The sequence below is a fragment of the Myxococcales bacterium genome (assembly GCA_016703425.1).
In the GTDB taxonomy this organism is placed as follows: domain Bacteria; phylum Myxococcota_A; class Polyangia; order Polyangiales; family Polyangiaceae; genus JADJCA01.
The window spans coordinates 176,709-194,520 of the sequence record JADJCA010000030.1 but is presented as its reverse complement, the minus strand read 5'-3'; the positions used below and the strand labels follow the sequence as shown (position 1 = coordinate 194,520).

The window sequence follows — 17,812 nt, the reverse complement described above, 5'->3', positions numbered from 1 at the left end:
TGGGCGCCGAGTGGTCGCGCCGCTGACCACGAGCCGCCAGCGAGGGCGACGACCGCGCCGAACGTGTGCTCGGGCGTCAACTAACGAGGAATGCCGCCCTTTACAGCGCAGCCGAAGAAGACCTCAACCTTGGCGCCGGGATCTTTCATGACGACGTCGCACGTTGCGGGACACAGAAGGATTTTTCCAGGCGTGGAGGGGTTGTCGTAGTGCCAACCGGGACCGTTGCAGGTCGCGTTGTACGTGAGCGTAGCCGGCGCCCCCGACGACGGCGCGTGGCGCACGTTGACCTTGTTGGGATCGATGGTCTGGCCGTTCGGTGGCGCGGGGATCGAGTAGTCGCACGACAACGCTTGGCTCGCGATGAGCCCAAGAGCTTTGGTCAGGTCATCGGCGATCTGGGCGTTGCTCGCCGTGTCGACGATGATCGCGCTCGTCGTGCCGCCGGCGGCGGCGATGTCGTTGAGGTTCGTGAGCGACTTGCCCACGCCGATGACGTAGGTCTTCACCGCCGCCGCGTCGGCCTGCGCCGCTGCAGCCACCGAGGCCACGCTGCTGCCGCAGTGGTTCGGCTCACCGTCGGTCACCAGAATCACGGCGGCCTTCTTTCCCGACGCCTGAACGTCCTTCGCGTAGGCGAGCGCGCCGCGAAGCGCAGGCAACGTCGGCGTGTTGTCGTCGAGCCCGACGTTGTCGATGACGGGTGCGAACTCGGTCGCGTTGGGCAGCGGCCGCATCGTGACGGCGGGGGCCTTGTAGTCGGCGTCGGCGCAGGTCATCTCCGCGCACAGCTTGTTGACGCACGAGAAGGTGTCGCCGTTGCCGCAGTCCTTGTCCTCTTTGCAGGTCTTGTTGTTGCTCGGGTAGAGCGGAAAAAACTGAAGAGAGGCCTCGAGCCCCTTCGTGCCTGCGTCCGCGAAGAAGGCCTTGAGGGCCGCGCTGCTCGCGTCCCATTTGTCGCCCTTCATGCTGCCGGAGCGATCGAACATGAAGACGAGCGACGCGGGCACGCCTTTGCCAACGGCCGACGAGGTCGCGCACGCGCTCGACGGGTCGACGTCCGTCGGATTGACGGTCCCTGAACCGCCGTCGGCGGTGTTGAAGGCCGAGCCATTGCCAGGCCCCCCGGCCCCGTTCACGTCGTCGGCCGTGCTGCTGCCGCAGGCTGCCAAGACCGAAACGAAGAGGCCGACGGAGAGAGCGGGGCGCAAGAGGGGCATGCTTTGCAGCGTGCAACCGATGTTCCCCATGAGTCAACCGCGCCTCACCACCGGCGCTCGCCCGATCCATCGGCGTTCTCAAGCTGCGCGGTAGGTGTAGAGCCCACGCGATCCCCGAGCCGAGCGCTCCCCGCGATGGACGCGCGATCCGTCAGCGGCCGTCGGCGGCGATGTGCCGCCGTGTGAGCCTCGATACGTTTTCCGTGCAGCTTGCACGAGGGTGGACGTAGCATCGCCGAAACTTTCCGGAGCCCGCACATGACCCTATCGCCTCGCGCCGTCTTCTCGATCGTTGGTTGGGCCAGCCCCTGGCTGTCGTGCTGTTTCTCGGCTGCGGCGCCAAGACCGCGCCCGCGCTCGTCCCTGACGCGCCCACGGCGCCCAACCCCGCGGCCGCGCCCGGCGCGCCGGCGGCACCAGCAGCGACGGGAGCCAAGCGACGGCGCGCCGTCGCCAAGATCGCAACGACCAGCGACGGCGGCGTCTCGGGTCAGGCGACGTTCGTCGCCCAAGGGGGCGATCAAGTCGAGGTCGCGCTCGAAGTGTCGGGCATGACGCCGGGACAGCGCGCCTGGCACATCCATCAGGGCACGAGCTGCGGCCGCGACAAGCTCGCCGACGGCGGAATCGGCGGCCCGGGGACGGCGGCGGGCCCGCACTGGAATCCCGGCAAGATGGCCCACGGCCTGCCGGGCACGAAAATGCACCACGCTGGCGACTTCGGAAACTTCACCGTCGATTCGTCCGGCAAGGGCTCGGCCAAGCTCACCGCTTCCGGCTTCACGCTCGAAGACACGGGCGAGACCTCCGCGCTCGGTCACGCGCTCATCATCCACGGCGGAACCGACAACGGCGGCGGCGAGAACGGCGACGCCGGTCCCCGCGTCGGCTGCGGCATCATCGAAAAGCAGTGACCGTTGCGCTGGCGGCCGCGCGTCCCCCGGCACTCGGCGGCGGCGAAGCGACCGTCGCCGTCGGCGCCCGAAGCACGCCGATGACGCGCTCGGCCCGTGAGCCGTGCTCGGCTTTGAGCACGGCAGGCACGAACTCGCTCCACGCCGCCGCGAGCTCTAGCGGGGCGCGCTCGCCGTCGTCGCAGAGCGTCGGTTTTGGAGCCTTGAGGCGTGGGCAATAGGCGTTGCGGCAGGTCTCGGCGAGGCGCCACATCCGGTCGACGGGAGCGCCCTTGTCGAAGCGCTCGTGGGCGTCTCGGCAGGCGACATCGCCGAAGAGCGGCGCGCACGCCCTGACGACGGACGCCGCGCGGTCGTTCTTTCCGTCGCCCGCGCCGACGCGACCGCTTCGAGCGTCGTTGACGGCGGCGATGCACGCCTCTTCCCCGGCGAGCGGGGCAAAGAAGCCGTAGAGCTCCCGGGCGACGAGGCCCACCGCGGCGATGCCAAAACACACGGCCGCGATGGTCCGCGCGGGCGGAGAGAAGCTCACTACTGCGCCACCATCGGCAAGTGCCGGCCGGGGCTCAGCGTCTCGCCGAAGAAGTCGTTGCCCTTGTCGTCGATGACCACGAAGGCCGGAAAGTCGACGACCTCGATCTTCCAGACGGCTTCCATCCCCAGCTCCGGGTACGCGAGCACCTCGACCTTCTTGATGTTGTCGTGGGCCAAGCGCGCTGCGGGGCCGCCGATGGAGCCGAGGTAGAAGCCGCCGTGCTTCTTGCACGCGTCGGTGACGGCCTTCCCGCGGTTGCCCTTCGCGAGCATCACGAAGCTGCCGCCGTGTTGCATGAAGAGGTCGACGTAGCTGTCCATGCGGCCGGCGGTTGTGGGACCAAAGGAGCCCGACGCGTAGCCCGTGGGTGTCTTGGCGGGCCCCGCGTAATAGACCATGAAGTTCTTCATGTAGTCGGGCAGCCCTTCGCCGCGATCGATGCGCGCCTTCAGCTCCGCGTGGGCGATGTCGCGCGCCACGATCATGGGTCCCGAGAGCGAGAGGCGGGTCTTGATGGGGTACTTGGACAGCTCCTCCCGTAGCTCGGCCATGGGGCGGTTCAGGTCGAGCTTCACGACGGCGCCGCCGTCGTCCAAGCCCGCGGGCTCCGGCAAGTACTTCGCCGGATCGGCCTCGAGCTCTTCGAGGAAGATGCCGTCCTTCGTGATCTTGCCGAGCGCTTGCCGGTCGGCGGCGCACGACACCGCAATGGCCACGGGGCACGACGCCCCGTGCCGCGGGAGCCGGACGACTCGGACGTCGTGGCAGAAGTACTTTCCGCCAAATTGCGCGCCGATACCCATGTTCCGCGTGAGCGCGAGGACCTTCTCTTCGAGGCCCACGTCGCGAAAACCACGACCCTCTCGGTTGCCTTCACGAGGCAACGCGTCGAGGTATTTGGCCGACGCCAACTTGGCGGCCTTGAGCGTGTATTCGGCGGACGGACCGCCGATGACGATGGCCAAGTGATACGGAGGGCACGCCGCAGTGCCCAACGTCCGCAGCTTCTCGTCGAGCCAGCTCATGAGCTTCGCTTCGTTGAGCAGCGCCTTCGTCTCTTGGAACAAGAGGCTCTTGTTGGCGGAGCCGCCGCCCTTGGCCATGAAGAGAAACTTGTAGGCGTCGCCGTCGGTCGCGAAGAGCTCGATCTGCGCCGGGAGGTTCGAGCCGGTGTTGACCTCCTTGTACATGTCGAGGGGCGCCATCTGCGAGTAGCGAAGGTTCGAGCTCTGGTACGTCTCGAAGATGCCGCGGGCGATGGCCTCTTCGTCGCCGCCACCGGTCAGCACGAGCTCGCCCTTCTTCCCCATGACGATGGCGGTGCCCGTGTCTTGGCAACCGGGGAGGATGCCAGCGGCAGCGATGTTGGCGTTCTTGAGGAGCTCCGTCGCGACGAACCGATCGTTTGGCGAGGCCTCCTGGTCGAGGACGATGTTTCGAAGCTGGCCCAAATGCGCGGGCCTCAGAAAGTGGGCGATCTCACGCATCGCTTCGCGCGTGAGCAACGTGAGCGCTTGGCGCTCGACGGAGAGAAAGGTCCGCCCTTGCGCCGAAAAGGTCGAGACGTGATCGGTCGTGAGGCGTCGATAGGGCGTGTCGTCGGTGCCGAGGGGAAGGATCTCTTGGAAGTTGAAGTCGGCCATGGCGCGAGAACAATTTCACGACCACCGCGCGGCCACAAGCACGCCCTCAAGGCCGACCGCTTCTCAGGGTCCGTAGGCCACTGAACCAAAGGCGCTCGTTCCGTCGTCGCCGACGGCGTCGCGCCACGCGAGGCCGTCGTCGCTGGCGCGGCGCGTCGACACCCAGGCAAAGCCTACGTAGCGCGGCTGACCGCCTGGCCGACCGAAGGCGATGCCGCTGGCGCCGCTTCCCCCGTGCGAGGTCCACGAAGCTCCGTCGGTCGACGTGAGCACGGGGCCGCCTTGGCTCGTCGCGAGAAAGCGACCCTCGGCGAAGGTCACCGACTCGGTGTTGTCACTCGTGACGTCGTTCGACCAGGTCGCGCCGTTGTCGGTCGACCGAACGCGCCGCCCGCCGTACCCGGCGGCGACCCAAACGCCGTTGCCGTAGGCGAGCGAATGCAATCCGCCTCCGCCCATGGTGGCGTCGACCCATGTGAGCCCGTCTTGACTCCGACGCCGTCGGCCCCCGTCACCGACGGCCACGAACCAACCGCTTTCGAACCGCATCCCGCGCAACGAGCCGTCGGCCACATCGGTGGGCGTCCAGGTGATCGCGTCGACGCTCCGGAGCACGCGCGCGAAGCCGCCGACGGTGACCCACGTGCCGTTGCCGTAGGCGACGCCGCCGAGCCAGTTGTCAGCGGCCGCCGGCGCCACGTCCTTCCACGTGAGGCCATCGCTCGTCACGGTGATGCGTCCTTTGCAGCCGCCCGCGCAGCCGCCGCCGACCGCGACGAAGAGGCCGTTGGCGAAGGCCACGTCGCGAAAGAGCTCGGGGCCGTCCACGTTGCCGTTGCCCTCACGGGTGTCGCCGGTCCACGTGCGCCCGTCGAGCGACATGGCCCTTCGGCCGTCGTAGCCGACAGCGACGAAGCGGCCCGCGACGGAGGGCGCGCTCGCCTCCGCTACGGGGGCTCCCGCCTCAGGCTCGGGCATAAACGGCGACGTCACGGCGGCGCTCGCGTCGGGCCCGACGGTCGGCGCTCCCTTGGCGACAGGCGCACCCGCATCGCCCTCGGCCGACGCGCGCGCAGGGGGACGCGGACCTGAGAGCGCCTCGTCTTCGGCGCAGGCCGTCAGCGCCGCGCCCGTGAGGAGCCATGCCCATCCGATGTTGCGGACGATGTTGCGGACGATGTTGCCGAGGCCGTTGCGAGTCGTCGTGTTCATCATCTTCAGGCCTTGAGGAACGGCAAGACGTCGCTCGAGACGTTCCACGCGCTCGCGGGGTAGAAGTATTCGGGCGGGTTGTTGGAGAAGAAGGTCCCTGAGAATCGCTCCGCCGGGTATCCGCCGACGGTCGCCGCTTCGTATTCGGCCCGCGGAACGCCCATCGCTTGAAGCGCGGTGCCGAGCCACTGGTGCCACAAGAGACCGCAATACGTCTTCGCCGTGTTGCCCTGCTGGCCGTCGCTGAGGACGATCGCCTTGTTGCGGTAGTCGCAGTAGTTGCCGGTCTTCAAGAACCCGCCGGCGCTGCCGGCGGTAATGACGGGGACCCCTTGCGCGTCGTGGGTGTATTCGCCCGACTCTTGCGTCCAGACGACGAGGGAGTCGTCGAGGTACGTCCGGCCGTTGCCCGCGTCGACGTCCAGCTTGGCGCAAAGATCGGCGAACGTGTTCGCGAACATTCTCTGGTGAGCCGACGCGATCGTCTCCTGAGCGGTGCCGCCGGGATCCGCCGCGTGGTGCGCGATGTCTTGGTGCCAGTCGCCGGCGTACGAGGAGAAGGTCTCGTCGATGTTGATGGTCGCGATGCGGCTCGTGTCGCAGAGCACCGCCGCGACGATGACATCATTGAGCGCCCGATAGACTTCCCCGTGCGCCGCCGGATCGATGTCGTAGTTCGCGCGACCAAAATACGGCTCCGTGTCGGTCGTCACCGACTGAACGTTGCAGCTCACGCGAACCTTGAGGCGGCGCTCGAGCTCGGAGAGACGCTGCATGTGGTCGTCGAGGCGCTGACGATCGCCGCTCGAGAGGCGCCGGTTCGAGCTGCGCAGCCGCTTGTAGTCTTCGAGGACGCGGTCGACGACGGGCGGCAGCGCCGTTGCCGCGGGGTCGTCGTTGGGAACGAAGATGCGCCTAAAGAGAGCGCGCGCGTCCTTGTTGCCAACGATCTCTTGGATCGTGCCGGACCGCGTCTGCGGGTTCGACCAGCCGTAGGAGACGCGCGACCCGAGGGCCAAGGAGCGCTCCTTCACCGTCGCGAGGTTCGGGTAGAAGCTCGACGAGTACGCCATGATCTGGTCAATGGTCGGCGTCGGGCGAGCCTGCACCTGCCGGCCGTCGTCGCCGTTGCCGTCGTTGCGCGCGAAGTTGCCGAGGTGCCCGCCGGTGTGGTGCCCCAGGTAGAAGGGAACGTCGAGGCCGCGCAGCACGTTCATCTTGCTCACGAGCGCCGGCGTGAGCACCGACGATGGCGCGCGCAGCACCCGGCTGAGCACGGCGTCGCCACCGGATGCCTGCGCCGCGAGCGTCCCGCGCTTCACGTTCCGACCGCCGTACGCCAACGTGTCGACGAGCGTCGCGTCGCCCGGGTACATGTTGGAGCCCCAGATGCCGCCGTGCTGCGAGCAGAACTGGATGAACCGCTTGGCCCCTGGTGTGGGGGCGGCGCCAGCACGCCGCGGAGCGGCGATGGACTCGAGAAACGGCAGCGCCAAGGTGAAGCCCGCGATGCCGCGCAGAACCTGTCGTCGGGAAAGGCTCATCGAAACGTCCTCTGTTTGAATTCCGGCCTTAGGGCGATGGCTTTGAACACCTGGGCGAGCGGCGCGCCGCCGCGCAAAAGCTTCGTCAGCTCGTCGATGAGCGGTCCGTCGGCGGGGCCTTCGAAGCGACGAAACGTGAACCGGAAGTACTGGCGCGAGAGGCAGCTCTCCACGCGCCCGCTGGCCAGCGCGAGCCGTGTTACGTCGCCGATGCCGCTGGACACCTGTGGATCGCCGGCGTTGATGCTCGGCACGGTGCTCGTGTTCACGGGCTTCGAACCGACGACCTTGCCCGCGCCATCAAAGAGTTGCTGGGCCGCGCGGCCCCGCCCGAGCGCGTCGAAGTTCTCCGACGCGAAGCCCAGCGGGTTGATGTACGCCTGATGGCAGCCCACGCAGGCGGAGCCCCTTTGCTCGGTGACCTGCTCGACGATCTCTCGCGTCGTCATGTTTGGCGCCAGGTTCAGCGGGGTGTTGGCCGCGTTGTTCGGCGGCGGTGGGATGTCGTCGCAAAGGAGCGTGGACCGGATGAAGACTCCCTTCATGATGGGCCGCGTGTTGGCGGTGCCCGTCGCGAGGAACGCGGCGCGCGTCAGGAGGCCGGCGCGGTCGGCGGGGAGCAGCGGCGGCTCGCCTTGTCCATTCCACGCGGGCACTCCGTAGAGCGCCGCCAGATCCGCGTCGCGCGCGAAGTTGTGTTTGTCGTTGATCAGATCGGCGACGCCGCCTTGATGGCCTACGACCCACCTGGCGGCGTCGAGGACCTCCTTCACCATGCGCTCACGCAGCCCTGGCGTGGGTCGATTCGCGCCGGAGAACGCGTCAAAAACCGGATCGCCGACCCGCGCGTCGAGCGGCGGCAGATCGGTGAGGGGCCAGAACCACTCTCGATGAAAGAGGTCGAAGACCGGCTCGGCGCGCGGATCCGCCATGAGGCGCTCGACCTCCCGCGCGTAGCCGTCGTCCTTGAGAAGGTCGCCCTTGCGCGCGACCTCGCGGAGCGCCGCGTCAGGCATCGTGCCCGTGAAGTGATACGAGAGACGCGACGCGAGCTCCCACGCATCAAGGTTGGTGGGCGCGACCTCTCCGCCTGGCGCCCCGGCCGCCGGCGCGTCCGAGGCGCCGCTCTGCCCGCTCTCTACGTGCCCATTCTCTACGTGGTAGAGGAACTGCGGCGAGCTTGCCATGACGGCGATGAGCTCCGCGAGCGCTGACGCCGTGACGTTGCCCGTGGCCGGCAGCCCCGTCAGGTAGAAGGCCACGTCTTCGTTGCTGATGGGCCGTCGATGCACGAGCTCCCCGAAGCGCTTCACGAAGGCCTCCGCGCAGACGCGGTCGACCGCGGTGCCGGCGGCGGCGCACGCGCCGAACGTCTCACCGATCCGCGCCGGGCTCTTCGTCAACTCCTTGCCAAGGGCGACGGCCACGTAGAAGGGCGCTTCCACGTAGGCTTGCTGCACCGACTGATCGAGGCGCGTGAAGCCGCCACGCTTCTCCTTCGGCGGCGCGACGGCCTGGTCCGGCAGCAGCGTGGCGAGCGTCGGCTGCAACACGGCGACGATGTCCGTCGCAGCCTTCGGGGCGACCTCACGAAGAACGTCCGCGAGCGTCGCTTCGTACTCGGCCCGCGAGAGGCGCGGCAACGCGACGTCGCCGAGAGGGCCCAAAGGCCCGCTGCCGTCGGCGGACGCGTCGGCGCCCATCGCCCCCTCGCCGCCGAAGCGGCGCGAGCCACCCAACTCTTCTTCTGAACAACCACCGGCAAGCGCAAGCGCGCCTGCTAGAGGGACAACAACCACGAGGCCGCCAACGCGCATGGGCGGTGGAGGAGCAAGGCGAGTGCCGGGGCCGTCGCGCTTCGGGCGGCCACGCAGCAGGGCGTTTTATCCGCGCGGGATCGGCTCCTCGGAGGATTCGTCCAGTGGCGGTGGAACGGACGAGGCGAGTGTGCCGGCACAGTTTCGAAACGCGAAACCGGTCCGCGACTCGCCTCGTGAACGCGGGTCCGTGGCGTTGACGCCAATTGACCGGCCCCGGGTGTGCGCGCTCAGCAACCAACGCCCTCGGCACGAATCCCGCTTGGCGCTGGCGGCGATGGCGATGGCAATGACCAACGAGCCATGCGCTCGGCTCCGAGCGCCGGCGACGCCAGACCCATGAGCCAGTCCATGAGAAGGAGCCGTTCATGAAACGTTCGACAATGGCGATGCTCGCGGTGCTCGCGACGACCGCGTGCGAAGTGTCCGGCGAAGGGCTCGGCACAGACCCGGGCGCCCGCGATCCGATGAGCACCGGAGCGCCCGGCGCGCGCGGCGGTGGCGTCTCGGGGCCCGATTCTACCGATGGGGGCTTGGGCGCGGCGCCACCTGCGGCGGGTTCATCGCCGACGTCGCCTACGCCGTCGCCAACTCCTAGCGGCGCGAAGACACCGGCGCCGGCCTACGCGACGAGCGGCGCCAAGCTCACAGATCCGTGCGGCGAAGAGGTTGTTCTTCGCGGCATCAACAAGATGGCCGTCTTCGCCGATCGCAAAGGCGACTCCTTTCCGGAGATCGCCAAGACCGGCGCCAACGCGGTCCGCTTCATGTGGCTCACCTCGGAGCCCGCGACGGAGGCGGTGCAGACGATTCAGCGCGCCATCGATTCCGAGCTCGTTCCCATGTGGGAGCTGCACGACGCGACCGGCGACTTCTCGAAGATGCCGCAGATCGAGGCCTTCTGGACCGACGCCTCCACCGTCGGCGTGCTCAAGCAGTTCGAGTCGCGCCTCTTGGTCAACCTCGCCAACGAAGCGGGCCAGACGGTGAGCGATGCGACGTTCACGGCGACGTACACGCAGCTCGTTCAGAAGCTCCGCGCGGCCGGTGTTCGGTCACCCTTCGTCATCGACGCGGCGGGCTACGGGCGCAACGTGGAGCAGCTCCTTCGCGTGGCGCCGGGGCTCATCGCCGCCGACCCGCTCCACAACCTGGTCTTCTCGTGGCACGTCTACGACTCCGGGGCCGGTGAGACGGCTCGCATCGACCAGGCCCTCGCCACCGCGGCGGCGCAGAAGCTCCCGCTCATCTTCGGCGAATTCGGAAACGTGAGTCCCGGCGCCTGCGGCCAGGCCGTGCCGTACCAGCACCTCATTACGCGCGCCGCCGCGAGCGGCGTCGGCTACTTCCCGTGGTCCTGGGACAACTTCAACGGCGACTGCAGCAACGGGACGAGCTCGGCGTTCGACATGGTCGCCGACGGGCTCCACGCGTCCACGCTCAAGGCTGGCTGGGCCACGGAGGTGGTGACCACCCACGCCGCGAGCATTCAAAAGACGTCGAAGCGCACGCTTTGGCAAACGAAGGCGGCCGTCGCCTCGGGCAAGTGTGGCCCGTAGCGCGCCCGACGTCGGCGACGGCAGCCCGGCTACGCAGCGTTTGCGCACGGGCGCGCGGCTCCGCTATCGTTCGAGGTCATGACGCGTTCCGATGCGGAGGCCACGGCGACCTCGGCGCATAGGAAGGACGGGCGAGGCGCCGGTGGCAGCGGCGGAGCGACGGCGCCGCACCTCTTTCTCGTCATGTCGTGCGACGCGCCGCTCGGCGGCGCGGCGCGGTACTCGCTGAAGGGCGTCGACGAGGTCGTCATCACGCGAGCGAGCGGCGGCGCGGGCCGAAGCGCCGTACGCGAACAAGGCCCCGACGGCCGCATCCTCACGATTCGCATCCCCGGTGCGCACGTGTCGCGGTCGCACGCGCGCATCAAGCGTGCGCTCAAGACGTGGACGCTCGTGGACGAGGGGTCGCGCAACGGGACCTTCGTCAACAAGGAGCCCAAGACGAAGGCGACCCTCGAAGACGGCGATCTCATTGAGTGTGGCCACTCGTTCTTTCTGTTCCGCGACGACGCGCCCATCGATCGGGACGAACCGCTGGACCTCGACCTCGATCCACAGACGGCGCCGCGCCTCGCGACGCTGAGCCCTGAGCTCGCGGCGAGTCACCGAGTCCTCGCACGCGTGGCCGCGGCGGGGCTGCCCGTCATTCTCCTCGGCGAGTCGGGGACAGGAAAGGAAGTGGCAGCGGCGGCGGTCCACGAGCTCTCGGGCCGAAGCGGCGCCTTCGTACCGGTCAACTGCGGCGCCATTCCGCAGGGGCTCGTCGAGAGCCACCTCTTCGGCCACGCGAAGGGCGCCTTCTCAGGCGCGACGCGCGACGAGCTCGGCTTCTTTCGAGCCGCCGACGGCGGCACGCTCTTCTTGGACGAGCTCGGCGACCTGCCGCTCGCCTCGCAAGCCGCGTTCCTTCGCGCTCTCGAAGAGGCGGTGGTGACGCCCGTCGGAACCACGAGGCAGGTGCCCGTCGACGTGCGCATCGTGGCCGCGACCCATCGGTCGCTTGATCAGCTCGTGCAACGAGGAGCCTTTCGCGAGGACCTCTTGGCGCGCCTCTCGGGCTTCGTGCACAACCTCGTGCCGCTTCGCGAGCGCATGTGCGATCTGGGACTGCTCTTGGGCTCGCTCTTGCCGGCGCTCGGCCGTGAACACGGCGCGGAGGCCGTGGCCGCCCTGCCCTCGCTGTCGCTCTCCGTCGACGCCGCCTATCGACTCTTCGACCACGGGTGGCCGCTCAACGTGCGCGAGCTCCGCTCGTGCCTCGCCGCCGCGCTCGTCACGCGGCGCGGCTCAGCGCTTGAAGCCGAGGACCTTCGATTCGTATTTCCGTCGGCCAAGGCCGCCCCGCCGCTGCCCGCTCGGGGCCCGCAAGGCGAGCCGACGGATCCGCGCGCCGAGCTGGTGCGGTTGCTCACGGAGCACGGCGGCAACGTGGCGGCGGTGGCGCGGGTCCTCGGAAAAGCGCCGTTCCAGATTCGTCGCTGGCTCGACCAGTACGAGCTCGACCTCTCCACGTTCCGGCGAGGCTAGGCAGGCCCCCCGCCGGTCGCAGGAGCCCGCACTGGCATTTTCAGGCCCGTTGCCCGGCGTGTATCATCCGGGCCGTGTCCAACGAGCCGCGCGAGGGAGATGTCGTCGCGGACAAGTACCGCCTCGAAGCGCTCATCGGCTCGGGCGCCATGGGCCGCGTCTTCCGCGCGCGGCACCTGCTCTTGGGGCACGCTGTCGCGCTGAAGTTCCTCCACGAGTCCATCGAACGGGACGACCTTCGTTCGCGCTTCACGCGCGAGGCTCAGTCGACCATGGCGATTCGGAGTGAGCACGTCGTCCAGGTCTTCGACTTCGGCTTCCTTCCGTCGCAGACGCCCTACATCGTGCTCGAGTACCTGGAGGGCCAAGACCTTCGGGCCCTGCTCCGCGAGCGGGGCGCGCTGCCGGTGCAGCGCGCCGTCGACTTGATCTTGCAGGTTTGCGCGGGACTCGCGGCGGCCCACGCGGCAGGCATCGTGCACCGGGATCTCAAGCCGCAGAACCTCTTCCTCGTTCACCGCGCGGGCGGGATGCCGGTCATCAAGATCCTCGATTTCGGCGTCTCCAAAGTCGAGTCGCGCTCCCAAAGCGCTCACGAGCTTACCGCCACCGACGCGCTCATCGGCTCGCCGGCGTACGTCTCGCCGGAACAAATTCGTGATGCCCGTAACGTCGACGAACGGGCCGACATTTGGTCGTTGGGCATCGTCCTCTACATGCTCCTCGGTGGCGACAAGCCCTTTGCGGGCGAGACCGTCGCGGCGCTCTGCGCGTCCATCGTCGTCGATCCGCCGAGGCCGCTTCGCGATCGAACGCCGGGGGTGCCGGCCGCGCTCGAAGACGTGATCTTCCGATGCCTCGAGAAGCGTCGCGACGAGCGCATGCCCAACGTGAGCGCGCTCGCCGACGCGCTCGAACCGTTCGCGTCAACGGCGGGCAAGGCCAGTGCCGAGCTGACGCGGAGCACGTACGTCCCCCGCGCCATCGCCACGACTGCCGCGCCCACCGCGACGCCGGTCTCAGTGCTCGATGCGCCCGACGCGACCATGACGGCCACCGCCACGGAAGCGGCGCGAGCGGCCAGGGAGCCGAGCGACACTGAACGCGCGGCGCACACACGAAAACGGACCGTCGGCATGCTTGTGCTGGTGGTGAGCGTGACCGCCAGCGCGGCTTGGTTGTCGTCACGGTTCCGCGCGCCGGAGCAGTCCGCCGCCGCCTCGACCTCGCCAACCCCGACCTCGAACATGACTGGACGGAGTCCCGAAGGGACGGAGTCCGGTCATGTCGACGGGTCCGCGAGGACCCTAGTCACCTCGACCTCGACCTCGACCTCGACCTCGACCTCGACCGAGGGCCCGCCGCAGCCGGCGCGGCGCTTGCGGCCTGTCGCGCGGCCTGCATCGGCGCCCAAGGCTGGGCCCAAGAAAGGACAGGTCGATCGCAATGGCGTACCGATCCTCGACTAGGCCCGGCGCTCGCCTCGTCCGCGCCACGGCCATCGCGCTCACCCTCACGGGCTCCACCGCGTGGGCCGCCGACTCCGCCGAGGCCGATGCGCTCTTGCGCGGCGGCGTGGAATTGCGGCGCGCGGGCCGCGACGCGGAGGCGCTCGACGCGTTTCGGAAGGCCTTCGCCCTGTCGCCAACGCCGCGCGCGCGGGCGCAGCTCGCGCTCGCCGAACAGGCGCTGGCCCTCTGGGTCGAGTCGGAGCGCGATCTCAAAGCCGCGCTCGAGGCTCCCGAGGATCCGTGGGTCCGCCAAAACAAGGAGGCGCTCGAGCGAGCCCTGCGCGTCATCGGCGCCAAGCTCGCGTGGATCACCGTGAGGTCCAACGAGCCCGGCGCCATGGTGTTCGTCAACGGTCGCGAAGAAGGAGCCGCCGGGTCGCTCGGCGAGCTCCGGGTCGTCGCGGGGCAAGTCGTCGTGGAGCTCCGGCTCGACGGCCGGCCGCCGGTGTCGCGCAACTTGTCGGTGGCGCCAGAGACGAAGAGCGTCGTCGCAGTAGACGTCGTCGTCACAGGCGTGGGCGTCGTCGCGGCAGGCGTCGGCCTCGCCTTCGGCGGACGAGCCCTGTCGCTAAAGAGCGAGCGCGACGCCGAATGCGCTGCTGGCTGCTCCGAGGCCGCCGTCAACGCCGATCGCGACGGTCGCTCGGCGGCGCTCATTTCCACGTTCGCAACGCTCGGCGGCGCCGTCGTCGCGGGCGTGGGCGTGACCTTGCTCCTGACGTCGCCGAAGACGCCGCGCGGCGTGAACGTGGGCCTCAGCGGACGAACGTTGTCGGTCGCGGCGTCGTTCTGAGTTGGCGACGCGCTCAACGATGATCGACGGCCACGTCGTCGTAGGTTAACGTCCACGCCGCCGTCGGCGCGTTGGTGTAGCTGATCCCGACCCCGACGTTGGGAACGCCGCTGCCGGGCGCGAGACTGAGGGAGCCCGACACGCGCTCTTGGTCGTTGACCGAGACGCGCAACGTGTTCGACGCGGACGCCGCCGCCGAGGCCAGCTGGAGGTCGACCTTCACCCGCGACCACACACCGATGGTGGCGGCGCCGGGGATCGGGTGCACCAGCGTCGCGGAGGTCGCGGTGTCGACCTCCGTCAGTCCGAACGCAACGCCGCCGCCGGGCTGCACCTCCAGGGTGAACTGCAAGAGGTAGGACGGCGGTGCGCCCGAGACCGCCGTGAAGTAGGGGAGCGCCGCCACGGCAACGCTGCCGGGGCCCGGCGCCGCGTCTACGCGAATGGCGAACTCGGTCGAGATCCCGATGCGCTGAGCCGCGACCGCGGGGAACGCAACGGCGGGACCCAAGTTCGGGACGCCGGTGCCGGGCACCACGACGCGCAGCGACGCGGGGGCGGAGAGGGGCTGCGCCGTCTCGCGCTCGAGGGCGCCATTCTCCGAAGGGCCGACCTCCCACCCGGCCAGGTAGTTCGGGCCGTCGAAGCTTGAGCAAAACTCCGGCGGGCTCGCGAAACGTTCGCAGAAGGGCCGAACTTCCTCCGCGTCCGCTGGGACGCCCGGGCCCGCGTCTCCGGGGGCGTCAGGCCGAAGGCCCGCATCGGCGACGGGCTTCGCGAGGGTCACCTCATCGCCGTAGCCGAGAAGCTGAGCGCATCCGCCGAGCGCGAGGCAAGCGAGCCCCACCTCAACCCGGCCGCGCGCGGAGTCGAGCGGCCACCGATACCGCCGGGGGAAGGAGCGCCACATCGGGTGGAGCACCATACCGTCATGGGCGGCCACCGTCGACCTCTCGGCCGGCCTCTCCCGCCGCTCACCGGCGCGATCCCGTGGCACAATGGCCGCCTCATGAACCCTTTCGATCGGATGTACGAAGGCACGCCGCCCTGGGAGATCGATCGCCCGCAGGGCGCCATTGCGTCAGTCGCCTCGGCGATTCGCGGGCGCGTCCTCGACGTCGGCTGCGGCACCGGCGAAAACACGCTGCTCTTGGCGTCGCGAGGTTGCTCCGTGGTCGGTGTCGACGCGGCCCGCGCGGCCATCGCCGCAGCGATGCGCAAGGGCGCGGCGCGCGGCCTCTCGGCTCAGTTTGCGGTGCACGACGCGCTCAACGTCAGCAGCCTCGGCGGAACCTTCGACGCCGTCATCGACAGCGGGTTCTTTCATACGCTCAGCAACGACGCGCGCGCCGACTACGCGAACGAACTGGCCGAAGTCATGGCCACCGGCGCAACGCTCTACCTCTTGTGCTTCAGCGAGCTGGAGCCCGAGTGGGGCGGGCCGCGCCGGGTCACGGAGGCCGAACTCCGCGCCACCTTCACGCGGCCTTTTTTCGTCGAATCCGTTGAGCCGGCACGCTACGAGACACGCGACGGTGGGGCGCACGCGCACCTCGCGCGCATCGTCTTCATCGGCGCCCCCATCGCCTTGCCGTCGTAGCGCCAGGCTACGTCTCGCTACTTAGCGAGCCGCGTGTGGAGCATTTCCGCGAAGGCCCGACAGGCGTCGACGGTGGTGAAGATGCCGACCACCGACTGGTTCTGCATGATCACGGCGCAGCCGTACTTGTGCTCCGCCATCTCGGCGACGACCTCATCAAGGGGAGTCTCCGGCGAGACAAAGTACGGCGTCTGCGTCATGGCGTCCTCCACGAGCACTTTGTCGGGGTCGACGTCGCGCAGGGTCTCGATGAGGTGAAGGTCGCCATCGGAGAGGATGCCCGCGAGCTTGCCCCCGTGCAGCACCGGCAGATGGCGAATGCGATGCTCGCGCATCATCTTGTGCGCCTGAGCCATCGTCTGCTCGAGCCCGACGGTATGGGGCGAGGTCGTCATGTACTTGGAGATCGGCGGGATGGGCTTGCTCATGTGGCGGCGCTGAAGCACGAGCCATACCCGCGCCGATCCGCGCTGGAGGTGCGAGATTTTCGTTGGAACGCGCGACGCCTCGCCGAGCGGTGCTCCTTTCCCTGCAGAGCATTCGCATAGGCGCGCAAGGCCTGCGGCGGGTATCCTCCGTCACCCCTGAGCGTCGGGAAAGGCACCATGGAAACCGTAGACCACCTCGTGATTGGCGCCGGCATCAGCGGTCTGAGCTTCGCCAGCGCCATCCGCCAAGAAGCCCAACGCCGCGGGAAGGCGGAGCCGTCACTCCTCGTCGTCGAGGCCGACAGGGAGCCCGGCGGCTACTGCAAGACCGTGGTCAAAGACGGGTTCGTCTGGGACTACTCGGGGCACTTCTTCCACTTCAAACACCCCGAGATCGAGGCGTGGCTCCGTGAGCGGATGCCGGGGCAAGAAATTCGGACGGTCCAGAAGAAGTCGCTCGTGCGGTTTCAGGACCACGACGTCGACTTCCCCTTCCAGAAGAACATCCACCAACTGCCGCGGCAGGACTTCATCGCGTGCCTCCACGACCTCTACTTTCGTGACGAGGGCGCGGCCGCCGCGGCCCCGGGCTCGCGAACGGCATCCGCCGCAAGCTTCAAGGACATGCTCTACCGCCGCTACGGCCGCGGCATCGCCGAGCGCTTCCTGATTCCCTACAACGAGAAGCTCTACGCCTGCGACCTTGCGACCCTCGACGTCGACGCCATGGGTCGATTCTTCCCGCACGCGGACATCGCGGACATCGTCCGCAACATGAAGGCGTCGGACAACGCCAGCTACAACTCGACCTTCACCTACCCGCGCGGTGGCGCCATCGAATACGTAAGGGCCATCTTGTCGGACGTGCCCGAGACGGCGCTCGCCTATGGCGAAGCCCTCGTGGCCATCGACCTCAGGCACCGCGTCGCCCGAACGACCAAGCGCGAGCTCCGCTACCGAACGCTCGTCAGCTCGGCGCCCCTCGACCGGCTGGCCGCCATGACGAGCGTGGCCTTCGATCGAAGCGCCTTCACGTACAACCGCGTGCTCGTCTTCAACTTGGGCTTCAACAAGAAGGGGCCCAAGGACGTCCACTGGATGTACTTCCCCGACAAGTCCCTCGCCTTCTATCGGGTTGGTTTCTACGACAACATCTTCGACACCGAGCGCATGAGCCTCTACGTCGAGATCGGTTGTCCCAAAGACGGCCCCGTGGATGTCGCCGGCGCGCGCGCCGAAGTCCTGGCCGGACTCAAGCGGGAGCGGCTCATCGACGACCACGAGGTCGTCGCCGAGCACCACGTGCTGATGGATCCGGCCTACGTCCACATCACTGCCGCTTCGATGAAGGAGACCGCGCGGCTGGGCCAGATCTTCGCGGCCGGCGGCGTTTACCCCGTCGGCCGCTATGGCGGTTGGACGTATTGCTCCATCGAGGACAACATCGTCGAGACGCGCGCCCTCGCCAAGGTCTTGGGCGAGCTCGCGTGACGAACGCGCAGAGGAGGC

At 68.6% G+C, this 17,812-nt stretch carries 15 protein-coding genes; 7 read left to right on the top strand and 8 right to left on the bottom strand.

Annotation, left to right across the window (positions count from 1 at the left end; genetic code table 11):
- Positions 1–80 precede the first annotated feature (80 nt).
- Positions 81–1,220, bottom strand: a complete 1,140-nt coding sequence (locus tag IPG50_37425) for a VWA domain-containing protein (GenBank protein ID MBK6697828.1) — start codon at positions 1,218–1,220, stop codon at positions 81–83.
- A gap of 296 nt (positions 1,221–1,516) precedes the next feature.
- Between IPG50_37425 and IPG50_37420 the strand changes: the two genes are divergently transcribed.
- Positions 1,517–2,134, top strand: a complete 618-nt coding sequence (locus tag IPG50_37420) for a superoxide dismutase family protein (protein ID MBK6697827.1) — start codon at positions 1,517–1,519, stop codon at positions 2,132–2,134.
- On the opposite strand, the gene IPG50_37415 is transcribed toward IPG50_37420, so the two are convergent.
- From IPG50_37415 to IPG50_37395, 5 genes are all read right to left on the bottom strand, one after another.
- Positions 2,118–2,666 carry a hypothetical protein gene (locus tag IPG50_37415; protein ID MBK6697826.1) on the bottom strand — a complete coding sequence of 183 codons (549 nt, stop codon included), beginning with the start codon at positions 2,664–2,666 and terminating at the stop codon, positions 2,118–2,120. The two genes, IPG50_37420 and IPG50_37415, sit on opposite strands and share 17 nt — an antisense overlap.
- The gene (locus tag IPG50_37410; GenBank protein MBK6697825.1) at positions 2,666–4,312 is read right to left on the bottom strand and encodes a fumarate hydratase; all 1,647 of its coding nucleotides are present in this window, start codon (positions 4,310–4,312) and stop codon (positions 2,666–2,668) included. The genes IPG50_37415 and IPG50_37410 overlap by 1 nt, the downstream gene beginning before the upstream one ends.
- 63 nt (positions 4,313–4,375) lie before the next feature.
- Complete coding sequence (locus tag IPG50_37405) at positions 4,376–5,527, bottom strand: hypothetical protein (protein MBK6697824.1); 1,152 nt, start codon at positions 5,525–5,527, stop codon at positions 4,376–4,378.
- 2 nt (positions 5,528–5,529) lie between these two features.
- On the bottom strand, positions 5,530–7,068 hold the full coding sequence (locus IPG50_37400; GenBank protein MBK6697823.1) for a DUF1552 domain-containing protein: 1,539 nt from the start codon (positions 7,066–7,068) through the stop codon (positions 5,530–5,532).
- Entirely contained in the window at positions 7,065–8,885 is a 1,821-nt protein-coding gene (locus IPG50_37395) for a DUF1588 domain-containing protein (protein ID MBK6697822.1), read from the bottom strand. Before IPG50_37395 ends, IPG50_37400 begins: the two co-directional genes overlap by 4 nt.
- A gap of 368 nt (positions 8,886–9,253) precedes the next feature.
- Between IPG50_37395 and IPG50_37390 the strand changes: the two genes are divergently transcribed.
- From IPG50_37390 to IPG50_37375, 4 genes are all read left to right on the top strand, one after another.
- The gene (locus IPG50_37390) at positions 9,254–10,444 is read left to right on the top strand and encodes a cellulase family glycosylhydrolase (GenBank protein MBK6697821.1); all 1,191 of its coding nucleotides are present in this window, start codon (positions 9,254–9,256) and stop codon (positions 10,442–10,444) included.
- A 78-nt stretch (positions 10,445–10,522) separates the two neighbouring features.
- The gene (locus IPG50_37385) at positions 10,523–11,971 is read left to right on the top strand and encodes a sigma 54-interacting transcriptional regulator (GenBank protein ID MBK6697820.1); all 1,449 of its coding nucleotides are present in this window, start codon (positions 10,523–10,525) and stop codon (positions 11,969–11,971) included.
- 74 nt (positions 11,972–12,045) lie between these two features.
- Positions 12,046–13,440, top strand: a complete 1,395-nt coding sequence (locus tag IPG50_37380) for a serine/threonine protein kinase (protein ID MBK6697819.1) — start codon at positions 12,046–12,048, stop codon at positions 13,438–13,440.
- Positions 13,418–14,275: a hypothetical protein gene (locus tag IPG50_37375; GenBank protein MBK6697818.1), complete on the top strand. Its 858-nt coding sequence runs from the start codon at positions 13,418–13,420 to the stop codon at positions 14,273–14,275. The genes IPG50_37380 and IPG50_37375 overlap by 23 nt, the downstream gene beginning before the upstream one ends.
- 13 nt (positions 14,276–14,288) lie before the next feature.
- Here the strand turns inward: IPG50_37375 and IPG50_37370 are convergent, their stop codons facing one another.
- The gene (locus IPG50_37370) at positions 14,289–15,185 is read right to left on the bottom strand and encodes a hypothetical protein (GenBank protein MBK6697817.1); all 897 of its coding nucleotides are present in this window, start codon (positions 15,183–15,185) and stop codon (positions 14,289–14,291) included.
- 99 nt (positions 15,186–15,284) lie between these two features.
- Between IPG50_37370 and IPG50_37365 the strand changes: the two genes are divergently transcribed.
- Entirely contained in the window at positions 15,285–15,875 is a 591-nt protein-coding gene (locus IPG50_37365; GenBank protein MBK6697816.1) for a class I SAM-dependent methyltransferase, read from the top strand.
- 17 nt (positions 15,876–15,892) lie between these two features.
- Here IPG50_37365 and IPG50_37360 read toward each other — a convergent pair whose 3' ends face one another.
- Positions 15,893–16,270 carry a CBS domain-containing protein gene (locus IPG50_37360; protein MBK6697815.1) on the bottom strand — a complete coding sequence of 126 codons (378 nt, stop codon included), beginning with the start codon at positions 16,268–16,270 and terminating at the stop codon, positions 15,893–15,895.
- Positions 16,271–16,480: 210 nt separating this feature from the next.
- Between IPG50_37360 and IPG50_37355 the strand changes: the two genes are divergently transcribed.
- Entirely contained in the window at positions 16,481–17,794 is a 1,314-nt protein-coding gene (locus IPG50_37355) for an NAD(P)-binding protein (protein MBK6697814.1), read from the top strand.
- Positions 17,795–17,812 lie beyond the last annotated feature (18 nt).